This window comes from Pseudomonas sp. 7P_10.2_Bac1 (genome assembly GCF_025465935.1).
GTDB lineage: Bacteria > Pseudomonadota > Gammaproteobacteria > Pseudomonadales > Pseudomonadaceae > Aquipseudomonas.
In genome coordinates this window covers 231,744-254,314 of sequence record NZ_JANLNV010000059.1, presented here as the reverse complement: position 1 = coordinate 254,314, position 22,571 = coordinate 231,744, and the positions used below count along the sequence as shown (strand labels likewise).

At 59.4% G+C, this 22,571-nt stretch carries 23 protein-coding genes; 14 read left to right on the top strand and 9 right to left on the bottom strand.

All coding sequences use genetic code 11. The features are described 5' to 3' along the window. The first annotated feature begins 44 nt into the window (after positions 1-44). The 12 genes from nadD (at position 45) to NTD86_RS12325 (ending at position 11,047) form a co-directional block, all read left to right on the top strand. A complete protein-coding gene (gene nadD, locus NTD86_RS12380; protein ID WP_262202741.1) occupies positions 45-689 on the top strand; it encodes a nicotinate-nucleotide adenylyltransferase in 645 nt (214 codons plus the stop codon). A 70-nt stretch (positions 690-759) separates the two neighbouring features. Then, positions 760-1,254 carry a ribosome silencing factor gene (rsfS, locus tag NTD86_RS12375; RefSeq protein WP_262202552.1) on the top strand — a complete coding sequence of 165 codons (495 nt, stop codon included), beginning with the start codon at positions 760-762 and terminating at the stop codon, positions 1,252-1,254. 9 nt (positions 1,255-1,263) lie between these two features. After that, positions 1,264-1,731, top strand: a complete 468-nt coding sequence (gene rlmH, locus NTD86_RS12370; RefSeq protein WP_003444191.1) for a 23S rRNA (pseudouridine(1915)-N(3))-methyltransferase RlmH — start codon at positions 1,264-1,266, stop codon at positions 1,729-1,731. Between the two features lie 15 nt (positions 1,732-1,746). Beyond that, positions 1,747-3,642: a penicillin-binding protein 2 gene (gene mrdA / locus NTD86_RS12365; protein WP_262202550.1), complete on the top strand. Its 1,896-nt coding sequence runs from the start codon at positions 1,747-1,749 to the stop codon at positions 3,640-3,642. Between the two features lie 31 nt (positions 3,643-3,673). After that, positions 3,674-4,777 carry a rod shape-determining protein RodA gene (rodA, locus tag NTD86_RS12360; protein WP_262202739.1) on the top strand — a complete coding sequence of 368 codons (1,104 nt, stop codon included), beginning with the start codon at positions 3,674-3,676 and terminating at the stop codon, positions 4,775-4,777. A gap of 17 nt (positions 4,778-4,794) precedes the next feature. Continuing rightward, on the top strand, positions 4,795-5,805 hold the full coding sequence (gene mltB, locus NTD86_RS12355; RefSeq protein WP_262202548.1) for a lytic murein transglycosylase B: 1,011 nt from the start codon (positions 4,795-4,797) through the stop codon (positions 5,803-5,805). Then, a complete protein-coding gene (locus NTD86_RS12350; RefSeq protein WP_315974745.1) occupies positions 5,805-6,794 on the top strand; it encodes a septal ring lytic transglycosylase RlpA family protein in 990 nt (329 codons plus the stop codon). Before mltB ends, NTD86_RS12350 begins: the two co-directional genes overlap by 1 nt. 86 nt (positions 6,795-6,880) lie before the next feature. Then, positions 6,881-8,038, top strand: a complete 1,158-nt coding sequence (locus NTD86_RS12345; protein WP_262202546.1) for a D-alanyl-D-alanine carboxypeptidase family protein — start codon at positions 6,881-6,883, stop codon at positions 8,036-8,038. An 80-nt stretch (positions 8,039-8,118) separates the two neighbouring features. Beyond that, complete coding sequence (locus tag NTD86_RS12340) at positions 8,119-8,394, top strand: DUF493 domain-containing protein (protein WP_262202544.1); 276 nt, start codon at positions 8,119-8,121, stop codon at positions 8,392-8,394. Next, the gene (gene lipB / locus NTD86_RS12335; protein WP_262202543.1) at positions 8,394-9,047 is read left to right on the top strand and encodes a lipoyl(octanoyl) transferase LipB; all 654 of its coding nucleotides are present in this window, start codon (positions 8,394-8,396) and stop codon (positions 9,045-9,047) included. Before NTD86_RS12340 ends, lipB begins: the two co-directional genes overlap by 1 nt. A gap of 1 nt (position 9,048) precedes the next feature. Continuing rightward, positions 9,049-10,089, top strand: a complete 1,041-nt coding sequence (gene lipA / locus NTD86_RS12330) for a lipoyl synthase (protein WP_410016976.1) — start codon at positions 9,049-9,051, stop codon at positions 10,087-10,089. A 4-nt stretch (positions 10,090-10,093) separates the two neighbouring features. Further along, positions 10,094-11,047 (top strand): LD-carboxypeptidase, encoded by a 954-nt coding sequence (locus NTD86_RS12325; RefSeq protein WP_262202542.1) that lies wholly within the window; start codon positions 10,094-10,096, stop codon positions 11,045-11,047. 75 nt (positions 11,048-11,122) lie between these two features. On the opposite strand, the gene NTD86_RS12320 is transcribed toward NTD86_RS12325, so the two are convergent. From NTD86_RS12320 to leuS, 5 genes are all read right to left on the bottom strand, one after another. Beyond that, positions 11,123-12,445 carry a lytic murein transglycosylase gene (locus NTD86_RS12320; protein WP_262202540.1) on the bottom strand — a complete coding sequence of 441 codons (1,323 nt, stop codon included), beginning with the start codon at positions 12,443-12,445 and terminating at the stop codon, positions 11,123-11,125. Positions 12,446-12,495: 50 nt separating this feature from the next. Next, positions 12,496-12,645, bottom strand: a complete 150-nt coding sequence (gene arfA / locus NTD86_RS12315; protein WP_003444166.1) for an alternative ribosome rescue factor ArfA — start codon at positions 12,643-12,645, stop codon at positions 12,496-12,498. 98 nt (positions 12,646-12,743) lie between these two features. Further along, positions 12,744-13,781 carry a DNA polymerase III subunit delta gene (gene holA, locus NTD86_RS12310; RefSeq protein WP_262202538.1) on the bottom strand — a complete coding sequence of 346 codons (1,038 nt, stop codon included), beginning with the start codon at positions 13,779-13,781 and terminating at the stop codon, positions 12,744-12,746. A gap of 49 nt (positions 13,782-13,830) precedes the next feature. Continuing rightward, a complete protein-coding gene (lptE, locus tag NTD86_RS12305; RefSeq protein WP_262202536.1) occupies positions 13,831-14,430 on the bottom strand; it encodes an LPS assembly lipoprotein LptE in 600 nt (199 codons plus the stop codon). Positions 14,431-14,519: 89 nt separating this feature from the next. Then, a complete protein-coding gene (gene leuS, locus NTD86_RS12300; RefSeq protein WP_262202533.1) occupies positions 14,520-17,126 on the bottom strand; it encodes a leucine--tRNA ligase in 2,607 nt (868 codons plus the stop codon). Positions 17,127-17,358: 232 nt separating this feature from the next. On the opposite strand from leuS, the gene NTD86_RS12295 reads away from it, so the two are divergent. Then, on the top strand, positions 17,359-17,646 hold the full coding sequence (locus NTD86_RS12295) for a hypothetical protein (RefSeq protein ID WP_262202531.1): 288 nt from the start codon (positions 17,359-17,361) through the stop codon (positions 17,644-17,646). Positions 17,647-17,790: 144 nt separating this feature from the next. Further along, positions 17,791-18,552 (top strand): YdcF family protein, encoded by a 762-nt coding sequence (locus NTD86_RS12290; protein WP_262202530.1) that lies wholly within the window; start codon positions 17,791-17,793, stop codon positions 18,550-18,552. Between the two features lie 75 nt (positions 18,553-18,627). Here the strand turns inward: NTD86_RS12290 and lnt are convergent, their stop codons facing one another. The 4 genes from lnt to NTD86_RS12270 are packed head-to-tail and all read right to left on the bottom strand — an operon-like array spanning position 18,628 to position 22,527. Further along, positions 18,628-20,151, bottom strand: coding sequence for an apolipoprotein N-acyltransferase (gene lnt, locus NTD86_RS12285; protein ID WP_262202528.1), 1,524 nt, complete (start codon positions 20,149-20,151; stop codon positions 18,628-18,630). A 21-nt stretch (positions 20,152-20,172) separates the two neighbouring features. After that, positions 20,173-21,012: an HlyC/CorC family transporter gene (locus tag NTD86_RS12280; protein WP_048367621.1), complete on the bottom strand. Its 840-nt coding sequence runs from the start codon at positions 21,010-21,012 to the stop codon at positions 20,173-20,175. A gap of 38 nt (positions 21,013-21,050) precedes the next feature. Continuing rightward, on the bottom strand, positions 21,051-21,512 hold the full coding sequence (gene ybeY, locus NTD86_RS12275) for an rRNA maturation RNase YbeY (protein ID WP_262202526.1): 462 nt from the start codon (positions 21,510-21,512) through the stop codon (positions 21,051-21,053). Beyond that, positions 21,505-22,527, bottom strand: coding sequence for a PhoH family protein (locus NTD86_RS12270; RefSeq protein ID WP_262202524.1), 1,023 nt, complete (start codon positions 22,525-22,527; stop codon positions 21,505-21,507). The genes ybeY and NTD86_RS12270 overlap by 8 nt, the downstream gene beginning before the upstream one ends. Positions 22,528-22,571 lie beyond the last annotated feature (44 nt).

The following is a 22,571-nucleotide window of genomic DNA, read 5'->3' as shown; positions in this document are numbered from 1 at the left end:
TGGGCGACCACGGCCCTGTAGGGAACGTGCAGGTCAGTCATGTGTTGCCCCGGCGCATCGGTGTGCTGGGCGGCACGTTTGACCCGGTGCACATCGGGCATTTGCGCAGTGCGGTCGAAGTGGCGGAAATGATGGCGCTCGATGAGCTGCGCCTGACCCCCAACGCCAGGCCGCCGCACCGTGACACCCCGCAGGTGTCGGCGCTCGACCGTTTGGCGATGGTTGAGTGCGCCGTCGCAGGAGTCGCTACGCTGGTAGTAGACCCCCGGGAGCTGCAACGGGACAAACCGTCCTACACCATTGACACCCTGGAGCTGATGCGGGCCGAGCTGGCCGCGGATGACCAGTTGTTTTTATTGCTGGGCTGGGACGCTTTTTGCGGCCTGCCCATGTGGCACCGCTGGGAAGAGTTGCTCCAGCATTGCCACATCCTGGTGCTTCAGCGCCCGGATGCCGACAGCGAACCGCCGGATGCCTTGCGCAACCTGCTGGCAGCGCGCTCGGTAAGCGACCCGCTAGCCCTCAAGGGGCCCGGCGGACAGATTGCATTCGTCTGGCAGACGCCGCTCGCGGTATCCGCCACCCAGATCCGTCAACTGCTGGCCAGCGGTAAGTCGGTACGTTATCTGGTGCCCGACGCGGTCCTGGCCTACATCGATGCGCACGGACTTTACCGTGCGTCGAACTGAAAAGGCGTGTTTCAAGGCGCGACTGAACGTGTATTGAAGCAGCCGAACATACGAGCAAAACGAGTTTTATATGACTGATAAAGATGTAAGCAAAGTAAAGCGCAAAGGCACCTTCAAAAGCGCCCCGTTGCCAGTTGAAGCCCATACCGGCGCCGTACTGAGCGGTGAAGAGCTGGTGAATGTGGCCGTTGCGGCCCTGGAAGACGTCAAGGCTCAGGACATTCAGGTCCTGGACGTGCGTGAAAAGCACAGCATCACTGACTTCATGATCATCGCCACCGGTACCTCGAACCGTCAGATCGGCGCGATGCTCGACAAGGTCCGTGAAGCCGTCAAGGCCAAGGGCGTCAAGCCGTTGGGCGAAGAAGGCAAGGGCGACAGCGACTGGGTCCTGCTGGATATGGACGACGTGATCGTGCACATGATGACTGCCAGCGCACGTCAGTTCTACGACCTGGAGCGCCTGTGGGCCGGTGCAGAACAAAGCCGTTCGGCCAGCGCTGCTCACCACAGCCCGGAAAACAGCCACGAGCACTTCCTCAAGCTCAACAAAGACCAGGAATAAGGGTTCTCTGTGCGCTTGCGTTTGATCGCTGTCGGTTCGCGTATGCCCAAATGGGTGGAAGAAGGTTGGCACGAGTATGCCAAGCGTCTGCCATCCGAGTTGGCGCTCGAGCTGGTAGAAATACCGCTCAACACCCGTGGCAAAAATGCCGACGTGGCCCGGTTCATCCGTCAGGAAGGCGAGGCCATGCTGGCCAAGGTCGGCCCCGGAGAGCGGATTGTCACCCTCGAAGTGCATGGCAAGCCCTGGAGTACCGAGCAACTGGCGGTTGAACTCGACCGCTGGCGCCTCGACTCGCGCACGGTGAACTTTATGGTAGGCGGCCCGGAAGGGCTGGCGCCGGAAGTCTGCGCCCGCGCCGATCAGCGCTGGTCGCTGTCGCCGTTGACGTTGCCGCACCCGTTGGTAAGGATTCTGATCGGTGAGCAGTTGTATCGCGCCTGGACGGTATTGTCCGGGCACCCTTATCACAAGTAGCTCAGCGCCTTCGCAATGACCCAGCCAATTCGCCTCAAGGACCACGAAAAAGACGCACGCCTGGTGCGTAGCCGTGTCGTGGTCGGCGCATTGCTGGTGCTTGCCCTGATCTGCGTGCTGATAGCGCGGCTGTACTACCTGCAAGTGGTGCAGTACGACTATCACTCCACGTTGTCAGAGAACAACCGGGTGCATGTTCAGCCGATCCCACCGACCCGCGGCCTGATTTATGACCGCAATGGCGTGGTGATAGCCGACAACCGTCCCAGCTTCAGCCTGACCATGACCCGCGAGCGTGCGGGTGACTGGCCGCAAGTGCTCGACACCATCGTTGAGGTGTTGCAACTCACGCCTGAAGACCGCGTCCTCTTTGAAAAACGCACCAAGCAGGGACGTCGGCCTTTTGAGCCGGTGCCGATTCTGTTCGAACTCAATGAAGAGCAGATCGCCCGGATTGCCGTGAACCAGTTCCGTTTGCCTGGGGTTGAAGTGGTCGCGCAACTGGTGCGCCATTACCCGCAGGGTGCGCATTTTGCGCACTCGGTGGGGTACGTGGGGCGGATCAACGAGAAAGAGATCAAGTCCCTCGACCGGGTTAACTACAGCGGCACCCACCACATTGGCAAAACCGGCGTCGAACGCTTCTATGAAGCCGAGCTGCACGGCCAGGTGGGTTACGAGGAAGTTGAAACCAACGCCCGTGGCCGTGTGCTGCGGGTGCTCAAGCGTACGGACCCGATTCCTGGCAAGGACATCGTCCTCAGCCTCGACATCAAACTGCAAGAGGCGGCTGAAGAAGCCTTGGCCGGTCGGCGTGGCGCGGTGGTGGCACTGAACCCGATGACCGGTGAAGTGCTGGCGATGGTCAGCCAGCCTAGTTTTGATCCTAACCTGTTCGTGACCGGTATCGGCTTCAAGGCCTATGCCGAGTTGCGTGACTCCATCGACCGTCCGCTGTTCAATCGCATTTTGCGCGGCCTGTACCCGCCGGGCTCGACCATCAAGCCTGCAGTGGCGATTGCCGGGCTGGACAGCGGTGTGGTCACCGCCAATTCACGGGTGTATGACCCTGGCTACTACCAATTGCCCAATTACGACCACAAGTACCGTAACTGGAACCGCAGCGGTGATGGCTACGTCGATCTGGACAGCGCGATCATGCGCTCCAACGACACCTATTTTTACGATTTGGCGCACAAGCTGGGTATCGACCGTCTGTCGACTTACATGAACCAGTTCGGCATCGGGCAAAAGGTCTCCCTCGACATGTTCGAAGAGTCGGCCGGGCTGATGCCGTCCCGCGAATGGAAGCGGGCCACCCGTCGCCAGGCCTGGTTCCCGGGAGAAACCCTGATTCTGGGGATCGGCCAGGGCTATATGCAGTCGACCCCGCTGCAACTGGCCCAGGCCACGGCGCTGATTGCCAGCAAGGGCAAGTGGAACCGTCCGCACCTGGCCAAGACCATCGAAGGCGTGCCGCCGGTCGACCCTAACCCGATGCCTGACATTGTGCTGCGTGACCCGTCCAACTGGGGCAAGGTCAACCACGCCATGCAGCAAGTGGTGCATGGTGCACGCGGTACGGCGCGGGTCGCCGGTGTGGGCGCGCAGTACCTGATCGCGGGCAAGAGCGGCACGGCCCAGGTGGTCGCGATCAAACAAGGCGAAAAATACGACCGCTCCAAGGTCCAGGAACGTCACCGTGACCACGCATTGTTCGTGGGGTTTGCCCCGGCGAACAATCCACAGATCGCGGTCTCGGTCATGATTGAAAACGGTGAGGCCGGCAGTCGTGTGGCCTCCCCAGTGGTGCGCGCGGTGATGGACGCCTGGTTGCTGGATGCTGACGGCAAACTCAAACCTGAGTACGCCAGTGTTTCAAAGGCGGAGGCTACGGCCAATGATGAGTAATTTTGACCGCATCCTCTCCAGTGAGGATGTGATGCGTCGCCGTGCAACGCTGCTTCAGCGTCTGCACATTGACGGCCCGCTGCTGATTTTATTGCTGACACTCGCAGCGGGCAGTTTGTTTGTGCTGTATTCGGCCAGTGGCAAAAGCTGGGACCTGCTCAGCAAACAGGCCACCTCGTTCGGTATCGGTCTGGTGTCGATGTTTGTCATCGCCCAACTGGAGCCACGCTTTATGGCGCGCTGGGTGCCGGTCTGTTACCTGCTCGGGGTGATGTTGCTGGTGGTGGTGGACGTGATGGGCCACAACGCCATGGGCGCCACGCGCTGGATCAACATCCCGGGGGTGATTCGCTTCCAGCCCTCGGAGTTCATGAAAATCCTCATGCCGGCGACCATTGCCTGGTACCTGTCCAAGCGCACCTTGCCGCCGCAGCTCAAGCACGTGGCGGTCAGTTTGTTGCTGATTGGCATCCCCTTTGGCCTGATCGTGCGTCAGCCCGACCTGGGCACGGCCTTGCTGGTGTTGGCGGGGGGCGCGTTCGTGCTGTTCATGGGCGGCCTGCGCTGGCGCTGGATCATCAGCGTGCTGGCGGCGGCGATTCCGGTCGCGATCGCCATGTGGTTTTTCATCATGCACGACTACCAGAAGCAGCGGATCCTGACCTTCCTTGATCCGGAGAGCGACCCGCTGGGCACCGGCTGGAACATTATCCAGTCCAAGGCGGCCATCGGTTCGGGCGGCGTATTCGGCAAGGGTTGGCTGCTGGGCACCCAGTCGCACCTGGACTTTCTGCCCGAAAGCCACACTGACTTCATTATCGCGGTGATGGGCGAAGAATTCGGCCTGGTGGGCATTTGTGCGCTGTTGTTGATCTACCTGTTGTTGATTGGTCGCGGCCTGGTGATTACCGCCCAGGCGCAAACCCTGTTCGGCAAATTGCTGGCGGGCAGTTTGACCATGACCTTTTTTGTTTATGTTTTCGTCAACATCGGTATGGTCAGTGGGCTGTTGCCGGTGGTGGGCGTGCCATTGCCGTTTATTAGTTACGGCGGAACTTCGCTCGTGACGCTGCTGTCAGCGTTTGGGGTTTTGATGTCAATTCACACGCATCGAAAGTGGATTGCACAAGTTTGATTAAGGTGAAGAATTCAATGCAAGCAATGCGTGGCTGGGCCGCTCGATACGCGTCGTGGATGGGCTTTTTGGGCCTGTTCGGGGCAGCGCAAAGCGCGGTGGCCGGCGACTACGATGGCTCGCCCCAAGTAGCTGAATTCGTCGGTGAGATGACCCGTGACTACGGGTTTGCCGGCGAACAGCTGATGGATGTTTTTCGTGAGGCCGAGCGCAAGCAGAGCATTCTGGATGCCATTTCGCGCCCGGCCGAGCGCGTCAAGCAGTGGAAGGAATACCGCCCGATGTTCCTCACCGATGCCCGCGTGGCCCGCGGTGTCGACTTCTGGCGTGAACACGAAGCGGTACTGGCACGCGCCGAGAAGGAATACGGCGTACCGGCCCAGGTAATTGTGTCGATCATCGGCGTCGAAACCTTTTACGGGCGCAATACCGGCAACTACCGGGTCATTGATGCGCTCTCGACTCTGGGTTTCGATTACCCGCCGCGCGCCGAGTTTTTCCGCAAGGAGTTGCGCGAGTTCCTGTTGCTGGCCCGTGAAGAGCAAGTCGACCCGCTGAGCCTAAAAGGCTCATACGCCGGGGCGATGGGCTTGCCGCAGTTCATGCCGAGCAGCTTTCGCGCTTATGCGGTGGACTTCGACAATGATGGCCACATCAATATCTGGAGCAATCCGGACGACGCCATTGGCAGTGTTGCCAGCTACTTCAAGCGTCATGGCTGGGTGGCCGGCGAACCGGTGGTGGCGCGTGCCGACGTGCAGGGCGATCGGGTGGATGAAGGCTTGACGCAAGGTATTGAGCCGGTCAAAACGGTTGGGGAGTTGCGAGCGCTGGGCTGGTCGAGTCATGATGCGCTGCGCGACGACATGCCGGTCACGGCGTTTCGTCTCGAAGGCGAAAATGGCCCTGAATACTGGATGGGCCTGAAGAATTTTTATGCAATCACGCGTTACAACCGTAGCGTGATGTATGCCATGGCAGTGCACCAACTGTCCGACCTGCTGGTTCAAGCTCGGGGCAACAAGTAATGCCGTTTTTAGCGATCCGCACACCTCTGAAAATCGCGGCCTGCACGGCTGTCGCGCTGCTGATGGTGAGCTGCTCGAGCAGCCGCACCAGCGCCCCGCAAACGGCGGGCACCATCAGTGCCAAGCCCGGCCTGGACATCAACCGTGCGCACAAAGACGGCGCGCCCTGGTGGGATGTCGACGTGTCGCGTATCCCGGATGCGACTCCGACCCTGCACACCGGCCCGTACAAGGCCAACCCGTATACCGTGCTGGGCAAGACCTATTTCCCGATCCAGGAGTCCAAGAACTACGTGGCGTCGGGGACGGCGTCCTGGTACGGCACCAAATTCCACGGGCAAAACACCGCCAATGGCGAAGTGTATGACCTGTATGGCATGAGCGCCGCGCACAAGACCCTGCCGCTGCCCAGCTACGTCAAAGTGACCAACCTGGACAACGGTCGGACCGTAGTTTTGCGGGTCAACGACCGCGGCCCGTTCTATTCGGACCGCATCATTGACTTGTCTTACGCTGCAGCCAAGAAGCTGGGCTATGCCGAAACCGGTACTGCACATGTGAAGGTTGAAGGGATTGACCCGCAAGCCTGGTGGGCAGCGCGTGGCCGTCCGGCACCTTTAATGCTCAATGAGCCCCAAGTGGCGCAAGCTGCAGCCGCCCCGACGGTTTCAACGGCCAAGGTTGAACAATGGACGCCGCCGCCCCAGCAGCACGCGTCTGATGTCATTCCGCCTCCAGTTGCGCACAAGGGCCAGGGCACCTATTTGCAAGTGGGTGCATTCGCCAACCCTGATGCGGCCGAGTTGCTTCGATCCAAACTCAGTGGCATGGTCAGCGCCCCAGTGTTTATCAGCTCGATTGTGCGCAATCAGCAAACCCTTCACCGCGTGCGCATGGGGCCGATTGCCTCGGCAGGTGAGGTGCAACAAACGCAAAACAGCGTGCGTCTGGCCAATCTGGGCCAGCCAAGCGTTGTGACCGATCAGTAACACTGAACACGCGACAGCCCATCAAACGGCTGTCAAAAAAGTTTTGCCCGCGAGGGTAAGTTTCCATTAGCAAACTCGAGAGACGGATGAACATCACCACCTTTGCCAAACGCCTGTGCCTGCTTGTACCGCTGATCATCACTCCTGCCGCCTGGGCAGCCGAGATGATGCCGTCGCCGCCACAGCTGGCCGCCAAATCCTACGTTCTGATGGATGCCAACAGCGGTAACGTGCTGGTTGAGAACAATGGTGACCAGCGTCTGCCTCCAGCCAGCCTGACCAAGCTGATGACCGCTTACATCGCGACCCTGGAAATCCGTCGCGGCCAGATCGGCGAGAACGACCCGGTGACCGTCAGCGAAAACGCCTGGCGTACCGGCGGTTCGCGGATGTTCATCAAGGTAGGCAGCCAGGTGTCGGTGAGCGACCTGCTGCACGGCATCATTATCCAGTCGGGTAACGACGCCAGCGTTGCGCTGTCCGAGCACATCGCCGGCAGCGAAGACGCTTTCGCTGACATGATGAACAAAACCGCTGGCGACCTGGGCATGTCCAACAGCCACTTCATGAACCCGACAGGTCTGCCGAACCCGGATCACTACTCGTCGGCTCACGACATGTCGTTGCTGGCCCGTGCCATCATTCACGAAGACCCGACTCACTACGCGATCTACTCGCAGAAAGAGTTCTTCTGGAACGGTATCAAGCAGCCTAACCGTAACTTGTTGCTGTGGCGTGACAAGACCGTTGATGGTCTGAAAACCGGTCACACCGACGAAGCAGGCTACTGCATGGTGTCTTCGGCAGTACGTGACGGCATGCGTCTGATCGCCGTGGTGTTTGGCACCAACAGCGAAGCGGCACGTGCGGCAGAAACCCAGAAACTGCTGACTTACGGCTTCCGTTTCTTCGAAACCCAGACCTTCTACCAGAAGGGCACCGAGCTGGCTCAGGCTCCGGTCTGGAAAGGCACCACGCACCAGGTTAAAGCCGGTCTGGCCGATGACCTGAGCCTGACCCTGCCAAAAGGCCAATTGAAAAAGCTGGCTGCGAGCATGACCATGAACCCGCAGTTGATGGCCCCTATCGCCAAAGGCGATGTGATCGGCAAGGTTGAAGTCAAACTGGACGACAAAGTTATCCACAGCGCCGACCTGATCGCCCTTGAGCCGGTCGAGGAAGGTGGTATTTTCCGCCGCGTGTGGGATAGCATCCGTCTATTCTTCTACGGCTTGTTCAACTGATTGCACCCCCCCCTGCGTGACCCTGGGCTTATCGAGCCCGGGGTCATTCTGTAGTTCCGGGCTTACGAGGCCAATACGCCATGACCGATACCGAAGTAAAGGCGCCAAAGATCGAATTTCCTCAAACTGATTATCCGGTTAAGGTGATCAGTGACACGGGTGTTGGCAACAAGGACAAGATCCTGGCAATCGTCAAAAAGCACGCGACGATCAATGATGAGCGTGTCGACGAGCGTCAAAGCACCAACGGCAAGTACACCACGATCCAGTTGCACATCGTTGCGACCGATCAGGACCAGCTGTACAACATCAACAGCGAGTTGCGAGCCACGGGCTTCGTGCACATGGTGCTGTGATGTCGCAGATCTTGGGTATTCGCGAGCTGGGCCAGCTTGATTACGAGCGCACCTGGCTGGCGATGCAGCGTTTCACCGACGAGCGCAGACATAAACCAGACACGCAAGACGAAGTCTGGCTGGTGCAGCATCCGCCGGTGTTTACCCAAGGTCAGGCGGGCAAGGCCGAGCATCTGTTGTTGCCGGGTGATATCCCGGTGGTCAAATCGGACCGCGGCGGGCAAGTGACGTATCACGGCCCGGGCCAACTGGTCGCTTACCTGTTGCTCGACGTGCGCCGTCTGGGCTTTGGCGTACGCGAACTGGTGAGCCGGATGGAGCAGTGCCTGATCGATCTGCTGGCCACGTATGGCATCACCGCAGCGGCCAAGGCTGACGCCCCGGGTGTGTATGTCGACGGTGCGAAAATCGCATCCCTGGGCCTGCGCATTCGCAATGGTTGCTCTTTCCACGGTCTGGCCCTGAATGTGGACATGGACCTGGAACCGTTTCGACGGATTAACCCCTGTGGTTATGCGGGGCTGGCAATGACCCAGTTGCGTGACCATGCAGGGCCGATTGAATTTGCCGAGGTAGGTGTCCAGCTGCGTGCGCAGCTCGTCAAACACCTCGACTATGCTGAGCAGACGACCCTAACGGGCGGAATCGACTGATATGACTACTGCGCAAGACGCTGTTCAAACCCTGATCCCGACGCTGGATATCTCAGAACGTGTGGCCCGTGCGCAAGAGGCCCGTTCCAAGGTTGAGACTGGCGTTAAATTGCGCGGTGCCGAAAAGGTTGCGCGTATCCCGGTAAAAATCATTCCGACCACCGAACTGCCGAAGAAGCCGGACTGGATCCGCGTGCGCATTCCGGTGTCGCCGGAAGTCGACCGCATCAAGGCCTTGCTGCGTAAACACAAGCTGCACAGTGTGTGTGAAGAAGCATCTTGCCCGAACCTGGGCGAGTGTTTCTCGGGCGGTACGGCGACGTTCATGATCATGGGTGACATCTGCACCCGTCGTTGCCCGTTCTGTGATGTCGGCCACGGTCGTCCAAAACCACTGGACGTCAACGAGCCGGAAAACCTCGCAGTGGCCATCGCCGACCTGCGCTTGAAATACGTAGTGATCACCTCGGTAGACCGTGACGACCTGCGTGACGGCGGTGCCCAGCACTTTGCCGACTGCATCCGTGAAATCCGTCGTCTTTCGCCGAACGTCGTGCTGGAGACGCTGGTTCCGGACTACCGTGGCCGCATGGACATCGCGCTGGAAATCACTGCAGCCGAGCCACCGGATGTGTTCAACCACAACCTCGAAACCGTGCCGCGCCTGTACAAGGCTGCGCGTCCGGGTTCTGACTACCAGTGGTCGCTGACCCTGCTGCAACGCTTCAAGCAAATGATGCCGCACGTACCCACCAAGTCTGGCTTGATGCTGGGCCTGGGCGAGACTGACGACGAAGTCATTGAAGTGATGCAGCGCATGCGCGAACACGACATCGACATGCTGACCTTGGGCCAGTACCTGCAACCGTCGCGCAGTCACCTGCCGGTGCAGCGTTTTGTCCACCCGGACACCTTCGCCTGGTTCGCCGAAGAAGGTTACAAAATGGGCTTCAAAAACGTTGCTTCGGGCCCGCTGGTGCGTTCTTCGTACCACGCTGACGAGCAAGCCAAACTGGTTAAAGACATCCTCGTAGGCTCCTGAAACCATGAATAGCCGGCTCACCGCGTCTGTGTCATTCAATGTTCACAGCGCGGTGCCCGCGCTGCCTGCTGGTGGGGTGATCGGCCTGATCGCCCCGGCTGGCCCCTCAGAACTCGATCTGCAAAGCGCTACCCAATGGATGGACGCCCGCGGCTATCAGCTCAAGGTGTTTCCAGGCGTTTGGGAGAGAGACGGTTATCTGGCAGGTTCAGATGCCGTGCGTTTACGCGACCTGCACGATGCGTTTGCTGATGATGGCGTGGATGCGATCTTGTGCACCCGTGGTGGTTACGGCACCCCGCGTTTATTGGACGGCATCGATTTTGAGCTGCTGCGCAGCCATCCCAAGCCATTTATCGGTTACAGCGACATTACCGCGCTGCACTTGGCAATTACCCGTTACGCGGGCTTTGTGACCTTCCACGGGGCCATGCTCAACGCGGACCTGCTGGGCAATAAACAGCCGCCGACCGAATCCTCCCTGTTTCGCATGCTCAGCGGGCAACAGCCCGCGTTGCTTGAGCATCCTGCGGCTTATCCCTTGACCACCGTTGCGCCTGGCAGCGCCAGTGGCCGCTTGCTGGGCGGCAATCTATCGATGATCTGCGCCACCCTTGGCACGGCGTTTGAGCTGGATGACCAGGGCATCATCCTGTTGATCGAAGACGTGAACGAGCCGTTATACCGGGTCGACCGTTTGCTCACCCATTTGCGCCTGGCGGGCAAGTTGCGCCACATACGCGGGGTCTTGGTGGGGGATTTTGCCGGGGTAGATACCCAGCGGCTGGAACAGTTGCTCAAGCAAGAACTGGGGCCGCTGAACATTCCGGTGCTGGCCGGTTGGCGCAGTGGCCATTGCGACCCGAACATCACCTTGCCGATAGGCGCGCAGGTGCGTCTGGATGCTGACAAGCAGCAGCTCGTGCTTGAACAGGCCGTGGTAACGGCTCAAGTCTGACCCTGTAGGAGCGAGCTTGCCTCGCGATTTTTGATCTTTAAAGATCGCGAGGCAAGCTCCTACAAAATTAATGGGTTATTGGCTGCGCAAACGCTCAAGCAGTCTATGCGTAGGGTAACCGTCAGCAGGCCATCCAAACGCTTGCTGCGCGCTGCGGATCGCTTTGCGGGTGTTGGCGCCAATGATGCCGTCCGGGTTGCCCGCATCGTAATTACGCTGCGACAGCAGGGTCTGCAGTTCGATGCGCTCGGTGCGGCTCAACGGCAGGTCGTCTTTTGGCCATTCGCCCAAAATAACTCCGCCTCCATTGAAACGCTGGGACAGTAAGCCGACCGCCAGCGCATACGACGACGAGTTGTTGTAGCGCAGAATGGCGCGGAAGTTGTCCAGTACCAGGAACGCCGGGCCGCGGTAACCCGCCGGCAGCAACAAGGTCGCGCTCAGCTCTTCGGAGCCCGCAGGCACCTGGGTACCTGCCGGCAGTGTGACCCCCAGCTTGCGCCACTCATTGACACTTTTACGCACCGCGCCATCAGCCAGTGCGTAATCGAATCCGGCAGGCAATTGCACCTCGAAGCCCCACGGCTGACCTTGTTTCCAGCCAGAGCTTTGCAGGTAGTGGGCAGTCGAAGCCAGGGCGTCGGCTGAACTGTTCCAGATGTCACGACGGCCGTCGCCATCGAAATCCACGGCGTGGGTTTCATAGGTGGTCGGGATGAACTGGGTTTGGCCCATGGCGCCTGCCCAGGAGCCGAGCATCTTGTCGGGGGTCACATCGCCTTCCTGAATGATCTTCAGTGCAGCGATCAGTTGGCTTTGCGCGAAGTCTGGACGGCGACCTTCGTAGGCGAGGGTGGCCAGCGAGCGAATCACTGATTTGTTGCCCTGGAAGGTCCCGAAGTTGCTTTCCATTCCCCAGACCGACACCAGCGCCCGGCGATCGACGCCGTAACGCTGTTCGATGCGGGTCAGCAGCTCCGCATTTTGCTCCAGCAGGCGCTGACCGTTGCGCACACGCAAAGGCGACAGGGCGCCGTCCAGGTATTCCCAGACCGGGCGGCTGAATTCAGGCTGGCTGCGGTCGGCCTTGATCACGCTCATGTCGGGGGTGATGCCGTTGAACGCGTTATCGAAAACCGTTGGAGAGATCCCGGCATTCAGTGCCTGGATGCGGAAATTGGCCAGCCATTCGCTGAAGCTCTGGGCGGGCTGGATATCGGGCATGTCTGTGCTGGCAGCGGTGCTGATCACCACCGGTGCGGCAGGCGCTGTTGGTGCGGCAGGCAGGGGCTGAGCATCGGCTGCGGTAGGTTTCTCTGCGCAGGCGACTAGCAAGATGACGCTGGATACAGCTATCAGTTGGCGCATTGGCCAACGATGTGAAGAACTTAAAGGCATGCGCAGGTCCACGATATGCAAATCAGATGCAGACCTTATCATCCCCGCTGTCAGGCAGCCAGAAAGTAAAAAGCCTCCCGGTCTCTCGACTGGAAGGCTTCGCGGCGGTAGCTGCCTTTGCCCTTGGCGGGGCGTTCCTGGCGGCTGCGGAACAGGGGTTGGGCAACAATGGACTTGGCCTTGTTGGGGCGCTTGCTCATGGCGTTAACTCTCGCTGGGTTAGAAAAGGCTCTATGTGAACGAGCGCAAATCATCGGCCAGTTTTTTTGAGTTGTCCAGTAAGCCACCGCGTTGTGGATTATTCCGCGGGTAAATTCAGACGTTGCCCACACATCAGCAACGCTAATCGACTCAGGCTGCTCCAGGCTGACCCTGCGGCCTGGCCCTTGATCTGGGCGTCAATGCGTTGCGCATCCATCAGCAGTTGCGCCCAGCGTTGCGCGGAGTAGCGTTGCAGCGCCTTGCTCATGAGCGGTTTACGCTTGTCCCACACCGGCGGTCGCGCCTGGCTGAAGGCTTTATCCAGGGGGATGCCTTGGCTGTATTGCAATGCAATGTTGGCCAGCACCCGCAACTCACGGGCCAATGCCCATAAAATCACAGGTGGCTCTACGCCTTCGCCGCGCAGGCCTTCAAGCATGCGCAAGGCGTGCGCTGACTCGCCGTTGAGCACCGCATCAACCAGCCCGAACACATCAAATCGTGCGCTGTCAGCCACCGCGGCCTGCACGGTTTCGACGGTGATCTGGCCGTCTTCGGCCATCAGCTTGAGCTTTTCGACTTCTTGGGCGGCAGCCAGCAGGTTGCCTTCGACACGAGCCGCGATCAGTTCGACGGCGTCTTGGCTGGCGGCCAGTCCTGCTTGTGAGAGGCGCTGGCGAATCCATTGCGGCAATTGATTGGCGTCAACCGGCCAGATTTGCAGAAACTGCGTCTCTGGGCCTTCGATCAGTGCCTTGCCCCACTTGGTTTTTTGCGCACTGCCATCCAGCTTGGGCAGGCTGATCAACAGCAGGGTGTCTTCGGCTGGGCGCGAGCAATATTCGATCAGTGCCGCTGCGCCTTTATCACCGGGCTTGCCCGAAGGCAGACGCAGTTCCAGCAGGCGCCGTTGGGCAAACAGCGACATGCTGGCACCCGCTTGCAGCAGCGTGCCCCAGTCAAAACTGGCGTCTGCGCTGAAGACCTGGCGCTCATCAAAGCCTTGCTGGCGAGCAGCAGTACGGATGGCGTCTGCGGCTTCCTGGCATAACAGCGGGTCATCGCCGCTGATGACATAGATCGGCGACAGGCTGCCTTGCAGGTGTTTGGCGAGTTGAGCAGGGGCGAGTTTCATAGGGGCTTGATAGATGACGGGGCGCCTGAGCGCCCCGTATCCCTTACTGTTATGGCAGTTCGAGTGGCGACTGCTGAGGGGTTTCGGCTTCAGCCTTGCGTTGCGCTTCCAGGGCCGCCGCTTCTGCGCGTGCCTTCTCGTCTGCAACGGCTTGCAGTTCAGCCAGGCGTGCCGGGGTCAGCTGCTCCAGGCGCAGCAGGACTTGCTGAACCAGGTCGCGGTCCATTTCCTTGCGAACCAGCGCCGCTTCCTGGGTGCTGCCAGCGATGTTGCCGGTGTCCTGCATGAAGTACTTGTGGGCTTCAATCTTGTTTTCGAGCAACACCAGATCGTTTTGGCCCTTGATCTGGTAGTTCAAGACTTTGGTCAGCTCATACTCGGCAGTCGAGCCGGTGCCGGTGTAGCTGGCAGCCCGCTGGCTTTCCTGCTCGTTGTTCAAGACCAGTTTGTAAGGTGCGTTGTCGGTGACTTTCACACCGCTGTTTTCCAGCGCCTGACGCAGGCTGCGAACGGTTTCGCCGTAGGCATCACGGGCGCTGAGACCCAGTTCGGTGAGGGTCAGTTGATTGGTGCCGGTGCCGCGCAGTTGGAAGCCGCAGGCGCTCAACAGAACAGCGAGACCCATCACCAGCAAGTTGCGTTTGATCATGTGTTGCTCCCCTTGAAACCAGGTGGGCCGACGCTGCGACCCGGAAGGTTTGAGTGGGCGCCCGGGCAGGGCCAGGGCGCCTGTTCCAATTAGCTGGCGACGATGTTGACCAATTTACCCGGTACCACGATCACTTTGCGGATCGTCAGGCCTTCGGTAAAGCGCAGCACGTTTTCGTTGGTGCGGGCAGCCGCCTCAACATCTTCACGGCTGGCAGCCGCAGGCATTTCGATCTGACCACGCAGTTTGCCGTTGACCTGGATGACCAGTTGCAGGGTGTCTTGCACCAATGCGCTTTCATCCAGGGCTGGCCAGGCTGCGTCGATGATCGGCTCGATGTGACCCAACTGGTTCCACAGCACGTGGCTGATGTGTGGGGTGATCGGCGCCAGAATCAAGGCAACGGTCTCAAGACCTTCCTGCAGCAGAGCGCGGTCCTGTTCGGTGGCTTGCGGAGCTTTTTCGAGCACGTTCATCACCGTCATCACCTGGGCGACGGCGGTGTTGAATTTGTGATGCTGGCCGACGTCCTGGCTGGCTTGCTTGATCGCCTGGTGAATCGCACGGCGAATGACTTTTTGTTCGTCATTCAGGCTGGCAACGTCCAAAGCGCCCGGCAGGCCTTGGCCAACGTGAGCGTGGGCCAGACGCCATACGCGCTTGAGGAAGCGGTGCGCACCCTCGACACCGGCATCCGACCACTCCAGGCTGGCGTCAGGCGGCGAAGCGAACATCATGAACAAACGGCAGGTATCGGCGCCGTATTGTTCGATCATGTACTGCGGATCGACGCCGTTGTTCAGCGACTTGGACATTTTTTGCGTGCCGCCGATTTCCACCGGCAGGCCGTCGGTTTTCAGCTTGGCGCCGATGATCTTGGCCTTGGCGTCACGTTCAACTTCGACATCATCCGGGTTGAAGTAGTCCTTGCCACCGTTGTCCAGCATACGGAAGTAAGTTTCAGCGACCACCATGCCCTGGGTCAGCAGGTTCTTGAACGGCTCGTTGGAGCTGACCAGACCTTCGTCCCGCATCAGTTTGTGGAAGAAACGCGCGTACAGCAGGTGCAGGATCGCGTGTTCGATACCGCCGATGTACTGGTCGACCGGTAACCAGTGGTCTGCCGCCTTGCGCTCGACCAAGCCACCGTCGAAGTGCGGCGAGGCGTAGCGGGCGTAGTACCACGAAGATTCGACGAAGGTGTCCATCGTGTCGGTTTCGCGTTTGGCTGGCGCGCCACATTTAGGGCAACTGCACTCGTAGAACTCAGGCATGCGCGCCAATGGCGAACCGGCGCCATCGGGTACCACGTCTTCTGGCAATACCACTGGCAGTTGGTCTTCCGGAACCGGCACGTCACCACAGCTTTCGCAGTGCACGATCGGGATCGGGCAGCCCCAGTAGCGTTGGCGGCTGATACCCCAGTCACGCAGGCGGAACTGGGTGCGCGACTGGCCCAACTGCTTGGCGGCCAAGGCTGCTTCGATGGCATCGAAAGCGGCCTGGAAGTCCAGCCCGTCGAATTCACCGGAGTTGATCAGGGTACCGTGTTCGCCGTAAGCGGCCTGCCACGGTGCAGGCGTCTCATCGCCGGCGCTGGTGCGTACAACGGCCTTGATCGGCAGGTTGTACTTGGTCGCGAATTCGAAATCACGCTCGTCGTGAGCCGGGACTGCCATTACCGCGCCGTCGCCGTAGTGCATCAATACATAGTTGGCAACCCAGACCGGGAGCTTCTCACCGGTCAATGGGTGTTCAACGAACAGCGAGGTGGGCAGGCCCTTTTTCTCTTGGGTCGCCATGTCGGCTTCAGCAACGCTGCCGCCCTTGCATTCAGCGATGAACGCTTGCAGTTCAGGGTTGTTCTGCGCCGCCAGGGTGGCCAGCGGGTGCTCTGCTGCCACGGCCACATAAGTGGCGCCCATCAAGGTGTCTGGACGGGTGGTGAAAACTTTGAGTGCGCCCGCTTCGCCGATGGAAGCCTGGTCGTAGGGGAACTGCACTTCCATGCCACGGGATTTGCCAATCCAGTTGCGTTGCATGGTCTTGACCTGTTCCGGCCAGCCGTCCAGCTCGTCGAGGCTCTCCAGCAACTCATCTGCGTAGGCAGTGATCTTGAAGTAGTACATCGGGATTTCGCGCTTTTCGATCAGCGCACCCGAACGCCAGCCGCGGCCGTCGATCACTTGCTCGTTGGCCAGAACAGTCTGGTCGACCGGGTCCCAGTTCACGGTACCGTTTTTACGGTAGATCACGCCTTTTTCGAACAGGCGAGTGAACAGCCACTGTTCCCAGCGGTAGTAGTCAGGCTTGCAGGTGGTGATCTCGCGGGACCAGTCCACCGCCAGACCCAGGCTGCACAACTGGCTCTTCATGTAGGCGATGTTTTCGTAGGTCCACTTGGCCGGGGCGACCTTGTTTTTCATGGCCGCGTTTTCCGCAGGCATGCCGAAGGCATCCCAACCCATCGGTTGCAGGACGTTCTTGCCCAGCATGCGCTGGTAACGGGAGATCACGTCACCGATGGTGTAGTTGCGCACGTGCCCCATGTGTAGCTTGCCGCTTGGGTACGGGAACATCGATAGGCAGTAGTACGTTTCCTTGCCTAGATCTTCGCTGACTTCGAAGGACTTTTGGTTGTCCCAGAATGATTGGGCGGCGGCTTCTATTTCACGGGGTTGATATTGTTCGTGCATGGCTACTTGTACTGATAAAGGGTGGCCTAATCCTCTTCAACTCACGCAGACGTTTTAATGCCCGGTCAGGTTGGAGCAGGGGTTACAGGAAGTCCCGTAGCATACATGACCCCACTCTATCGAGGGAAACCCTGATTGCCTCATCGTTCCGTTGGTCGCTACAGCCTGCTGGTTTTATCAGCGCAGCTACGCTGTTGGTGGGGGGAAGAAACTTCCTTAATGAGGTGTACGGATGGTTGAGTCGCAGTGCAAAGCAATAAATTCGGAGGTGTTCGAGCGGCTGATTGATCGTTTAAGTGTGGCTCTAGATTCAGCAAAGACGGCAGTGCAACTGAGAAACGAACGTCCTGCCGAGTTGGAATTGCGTGGTTTGAGTCGTGCCGAGTTGGAATTGATCAACGTTTATTTAAACCGGATCGGGCGTGAGGCAGATGAGCGCCTGCAAGGCAGCAGTACAGAGCAGCAACCCCCTCAAAAAGCCAAGGTCATCTGGCTCAAAGACAGGGTCAAGGGAAAGTAGGCCAGTACACGATTCAGATCGGGCCCACAGTGAGTGCGTCATGTTTTCAGGTTGAGGTAGCAGGGTCTGTGATTAAGTTTCAACCAGCCCTGTTGATGCCTCCCTTCAACCCCCTTAGGCTTCGAGCATTCAGGGAGATGCTCGATGCCTTTTCGATATTTTGTTAAACAACTGCTTTTGCCGCCCGGCATTCTTTTACTGTTTCTACTCTTGGCCTGGTGGCTACGGCATTCGCGTCCGCGTTTGGCGGGGTTATTGTTTGCCGTGGGGCTAGGCGGCCTATGGCTGATGAGCTTGCCGGTGATGGTGGAATGGAGCGCCCGGGCTATTGAGCGCGAACCCGCGCTGGCACCGAGTGAGTGGTCGAGTTTGTCTGAGCGCGCGGATGCCATTGTGCTGCTCGGCTCCGGACGCGAGAGGGGCGACCCGGCGTGGGGCACTGATCAGCCCACGGGAATCGGTTTGGAGCGCCAGCGTTATGCGGCGCAACTGGCCAAGGCTTCGGGCCTGCCGGTGCTGGTCACCGGTGGCCTGCATTTCGGCACCCCGCCGAGTGAGGCGCAGATCATGGCCGATTCATTGCGTAATGACTCGGGAGTCGAGGTGCGCTGGAAAGAAGAGCGCAGCCGTACCACGTGGGAAAACGCGCAAATGTCCGCTGACATTTTGTTGCCCCAGGGCATCAAGCGCGTGGTGGTGGTCACCCAGGCGTGGCACATGCCGCGCTCGGTGTGGAGCTTTGAAAAAGCCGGGTTCGAGGTGGTACCTGCGCCTGTCGGGTTTTTGAGTGCCGACAATGCGCGGCCGCTGGGTGGCTGGATGCCGGAGTACAAGTCTGTCTGGCAGTCGGGGTTACTGCTCAACGAAGCCGTGGGGCAGATTGCCTACCCGTTGTTTTATCGCTAAGTGTGCCTCGCGATCTTTTTAAAGATCAAAAGATCGCGAGGCAAGCTCGCTCCTACAGGAGGGGGCTTTTGTGGTTTACACCGTCTTGGCGATGCGGCTGGTCATCAGGGCCCAGCCAATCAGCAGGGCGCACAGAATAGCCAGCGGCCAGGAACGCCATTGCAGATACGGCGTCAGCTCGTGCATCGGCACCACGTCTCCGTACAGGATCCCGCGCTCGAACTGAGGGATTTGCGTGGTGATTTGCCCATATGGGTTGATCAGCGCAGTGACGCCGTTGTTGGTCGCGCGGATCATCCAGCGGCCCGCTTCGAGGGCACGCATCTGCGCCATCTGTAAATGTTGCAGCGGGCCGATCGAGGTGCCGAACCAGGTGTCGTTGCTGATTGTCAGCAAGATATCGCTTTGCGCGGCCAGGCCAGCGACGAAATCCGGGTACACCACTTCGTAGCAAATCAGTGGAGCAATCTGATAACCCTTGGCCTGCAGCATCGGTTGATCGGCAGGTCCGCGGGCAAAGTCCGACATCGGCAAATCAAAAAATGCGATCAGGCCGCGCAGTACATCCTGTAACGGCACGTACTCACCAAACGGCACCAGTTTTTGCTTCAGGTAGACGCCATCGCCTTCACCCACGGCGGTAATGCCGTTGAAGTAACGCGATTCGTGGCGCACTTCCTGGCGGATCGGTACGCCGGTGATCAGCGCAGATTTCCGGTCAGCGGCAAACCGGCTCATCATCGTCAAGTAACCTTCGGCGTTCTCCTTGAGCACTGGAATGGCCGTTTCGGGCCATACAATCAGGTCGGCGCGCTTGGAGCTGAAGGTCATGTCACGGTACAGCGCCAGTTGTGCATTGAGCTCTGCCGGGTCCCATTTCATGCTTTGTGCGACGTTACCCTGCATGGCCGCCACGCTCAGCGGATCACCCGACGGGCTGGTCCAGGCGTGATGCTTGAGCGCAGCGCCCAGGCACCAGGGCCCGACCAGCAGCACCACGGCAGCACCGATAAAGGCTTTGCGCTGGGTCTTGATCAGGCGCGGCAGGTTGCACAGCAGTGCTGCGGTGAGCGCCAGGGTGAACGAAATCAGCCACATGCCGCCCAGTGGGGCGAGCCCGGCCAGGGGGCCGTCAAGCTGGCTGTAACCCGAATAAAGCCACGGGAAGCCCGTCAGGAACCAGCCGCGAAAAGCTTCTTGGGCTACCCATAGCGCAGCGAACGCCAACGTGTCGGCCAGCGGCGCTTCATTGCGGCGGATCCAGCGCGCCCACAGCCAGGCGGGCAGGGCAAAGAACCAGGCAATGGCCGCGGTGAACAGCAGCATGAGAAAGCCGGCCAGCAGAACTGACGCGCCGCCGAAATGATGAATGCTGTAGTAGATCCAGCTGGTGCCTGCGCCAAACAAACCAAAGCCGTAGCACCAGCCACGGCCCAGCGCCTGTTTGGGGGACAAGTCGCGCAGCCCCAGATAGAACAGGGCCAGGGCAACCAGCGCCAGAGGCCAGATATCGAACGGTGCCAACGCCAGGGTTGTCAGTGCGCCGGCCACCACAGCCAGCAAGTTACCGGGCCAGCCGGGGGCGGTTATCCAGCGCATTTCAATCCTTCGCGTCAGGGTTTAGCGGGCAATGGGCGTTAAGCGGATCAAGTGAATCCGGCGGCTGTCAGCATTGAGGATGCGGAAGCGGTAAGGGCCGATTTCAGTGATTTCATTACGTTTTGGCAAGTGCCCGAACGCACTCATGACCAGCCCGCCTACGGTGTCGAACTCATCGTCGGAGAAGTCGCTGTCAAAGAACTCGTTGAAGTTCTCGATGGGCGTCAGGGCCTTGATCAGGAAGTCACCGCTGGGCAGCGGCTTGATGTAGCTGTCTTCTTCGACATCGTGCTCATCTTCGATGTCGCCGACGATCTGTTCCAGAACGTCTTCAATCGTCACCAGACCGGCCACGCCGCCGTATTCGTCAATGACGATGGCCATGTGGTTATGGTTGGCACGGAATTCACGCAACAACACGTTCAGGCGCTTGGACTCAGGGACGAAGGTCGCTGGGCGCAGCAGATCCTTGATGTTGAACTTGTCGCCGTTCTCTTGAAGGATCAGCGGCAAGAGGTCTTTGGCCAGCAGGACGCCGAGGACGTCATCGTGGCTTTCGCCGATCACCGGGTAGCGCGAGTGCGCCGCGTCGATGATCGCCGGGAGAAATTCGCGGGGTGTCTGGGTCGCCTTGATGCTGATCATCTGCGAGCGCGGGACCATGATGTCCCGAACTTGCAGGTCAGCCACCTGGATGGCGCCTTCGACGATGGCCAGCGCTTCGCTGTCCAACAGTTTGTTCTGATGTGCTTCGCGCAGCAGCTCAAGCAGCTCCTGGCGGTTTTTCGGCTCATGGGCAAAGGCCTGGGTCAGCTTACCCAACCATGACTTTTGCCCGTTGCTCGATCGGTCTTCGCTCATAGCGATTTACTCGTATCCCTTGGTTGTTTCAGTGGTTGTTAATCAGTTTCGTCGTCTGCATAGGGGTCAGGGTGACCCAGTTCAGCAAGCAACGTTCGTTCCAGCGCTTCCATCTCTTCGGCTTCTTCGTCGTCTATATGGTCGTAGCCCAGAAGATGCAAGCAGCCATGAATCACCAGATGAGCCCAGTGCGCTTCCAGTGCCTTGCCTTGTTCGGCGGCTTCGCGCTCGACCACAGACACACAGATCACCAGGTCACCCAGTAGCGGGATATCGAGAAATTCGTCAGGGACTTCCGCCGGAAAAGACAGTACGTTGGTGGCGTAGTCTTTATGGCGCCAAGTGTGATTGAGCTCACGGCCTTCGGTTTCGTCGACCAGACGAATGGTCATTTCCGAGTCGGCCGTGCGCTGGCGCAACGCCAGTTCGCACCATTGACGGAACTGGGCGTCGCTGGGTGCTGCGGCGTCGGTCGCCCGTTGCAGGTCAAGCTCAAGCATCGTGGCGGTAGTCCTTGGCGGCGGGCAGGGCGGCCAGCTTGTCGGCGGCTTCCTGCTCGTAGCGCCCGTAGGCTTCAACGATACGTTGCACCAACGGGTGGCGGACCACGTCCTTGGACAAGAAGTGAGTAAAGCTGATGCCCGGCACGTCCTTGAGCACCTCGATCACATGGCTCAGCCCCGACTTGGTGCCTTTTGGCAGGTCGATCTGGGTGATATCGCCGGTGATCACGGCTGTTGAGCCGAAGCCGATACGGGTCAGGAACATCTTCATCTGCTCAACCGTGGTGTTCTGGCTTTCGTCGAGGATGATGAAGCTGTTATTGAGTGTGCGACCGCGCATGTAAGCCAGCGGTGCCACTTCAATGATCTGGCGTTCAATCAGCTTGGCCACGTATTCAAAGCCCAGCATCTCGTACAGCGCGTCGTACAGCGGGCGCAGATATGGGTCGATCTTTTGCGACAGGTCACCCGGCAGGAAGCCGAGCTTCTCGCCCGCTTCAACGGCGGGACGCACCAGCAGGATGCGGCGGATCTGCTCGCGCTCCAGGGCGTCAACTGCACAGGCCACGGCCAGGTAGGTTTTACCTGTACCGGCTGGGCCGATGCCGAAGTTAATGTCGTTGCCGAGGATTTCTTTGACGTAGCGCTGCTGGTTGATGCCGCGGGGGCGAATCATGCCCTTTTTGGTGCGCAGCGAAACGCTCGCTTCGGCCACCGGGGTGTTGGCCAGGTCATCCGAGGCGGCAGATTCTTGCAGGAACAGATGCACCATGTCCGGCGACAGCTCGGTGGCCTTGGTTTCGCGGTACAGGCGGCGCAGCAGGTTTTCTGCAGAGGCAGTCAGTTTGGGGTCGCCGATCATTTCGAATTGATTGCCGCGATTGCGGATTTCGATGCCCAGACGTTGTTCGATCAAGCGCAAATGCTCGTCGAATTGTCCGCACAGATTGGCGAAGCGGCGAGCCTCAAAAGGCTCGAGGAGAAAACGATGTGGTTCGATGGGTGCGTTCAAGGTCGTTTTTAGCCGCCCTAAGGCAATTGAGATGAGTTGAAGGA

What these genes read in the sequence shown, in the direction of transcription:
- rsfS (WP_262202552.1), top strand. Translation starts at nt 760, where the DNA reads ATGACTGATAAAGATGTAAGCAAAGTAAAGCGCAAAGGCACCTTCAAA.
- mrdA (WP_262202550.1), top strand. Translation starts at nt 1,747, where the DNA reads ATGACCCAGCCAATTCGCCTCAAGGACCACGAAAAAGACGCACGCCTG.
- rodA (WP_262202739.1), top strand. Translation starts at nt 3,674, where the DNA reads ATGCGTCGCCGTGCAACGCTGCTTCAGCGTCTGCACATTGACGGCCCG.
- mltB (WP_262202548.1), top strand. Translation starts at nt 4,795, where the DNA reads ATGCAAGCAATGCGTGGCTGGGCCGCTCGATACGCGTCGTGGATGGGC.
- NTD86_RS12350 (WP_315974745.1), top strand. Translation starts at nt 5,805, where the DNA reads ATGCCGTTTTTAGCGATCCGCACACCTCTGAAAATCGCGGCCTGCACG.
- NTD86_RS12345 (WP_262202546.1), top strand. Translation starts at nt 6,881, where the DNA reads ATGAACATCACCACCTTTGCCAAACGCCTGTGCCTGCTTGTACCGCTG.
- NTD86_RS12340 (WP_262202544.1), top strand. Translation starts at nt 8,119, where the DNA reads ATGACCGATACCGAAGTAAAGGCGCCAAAGATCGAATTTCCTCAAACT.
- lipB (WP_262202543.1), top strand. Translation starts at nt 8,394, where the DNA reads ATGTCGCAGATCTTGGGTATTCGCGAGCTGGGCCAGCTTGATTACGAG.
- lipA (WP_410016976.1), top strand. Translation starts at nt 9,049, where the DNA reads ATGACTACTGCGCAAGACGCTGTTCAAACCCTGATCCCGACGCTGGAT.
- NTD86_RS12325 (WP_262202542.1), top strand. Translation starts at nt 10,094, where the DNA reads ATGAATAGCCGGCTCACCGCGTCTGTGTCATTCAATGTTCACAGCGCG.
- NTD86_RS12320 (WP_262202540.1), bottom strand. Translation starts at nt 12,445, where the DNA reads ATGCCTTTAAGTTCTTCACATCGTTGGCCAATGCGCCAACTGATAGCT.
- arfA (WP_003444166.1), bottom strand. Translation starts at nt 12,645, where the DNA reads ATGAGCAAGCGCCCCAACAAGGCCAAGTCCATTGTTGCCCAACCCCTG.
- holA (WP_262202538.1), bottom strand. Translation starts at nt 13,781, where the DNA reads ATGAAACTCGCCCCTGCTCAACTCGCCAAACACCTGCAAGGCAGCCTG.
- lptE (WP_262202536.1), bottom strand. Translation starts at nt 14,430, where the DNA reads ATGATCAAACGCAACTTGCTGGTGATGGGTCTCGCTGTTCTGTTGAGC.
- leuS (WP_262202533.1), bottom strand. Translation starts at nt 17,126, where the DNA reads ATGCACGAACAATATCAACCCCGTGAAATAGAAGCCGCCGCCCAATCA.
- NTD86_RS12295 (WP_262202531.1), top strand. Translation starts at nt 17,359, where the DNA reads ATGGTTGAGTCGCAGTGCAAAGCAATAAATTCGGAGGTGTTCGAGCGG.
- NTD86_RS12290 (WP_262202530.1), top strand. Translation starts at nt 17,791, where the DNA reads ATGCCTTTTCGATATTTTGTTAAACAACTGCTTTTGCCGCCCGGCATT.
- lnt (WP_262202528.1), bottom strand. Translation starts at nt 20,151, where the DNA reads ATGCGCTGGATAACCGCCCCCGGCTGGCCCGGTAACTTGCTGGCTGTG.
- NTD86_RS12280 (WP_048367621.1), bottom strand. Translation starts at nt 21,012, where the DNA reads ATGAGCGAAGACCGATCGAGCAACGGGCAAAAGTCATGGTTGGGTAAG.
- ybeY (WP_262202526.1), bottom strand. Translation starts at nt 21,512, where the DNA reads ATGCTTGAGCTTGACCTGCAACGGGCGACCGACGCCGCAGCACCCAGC.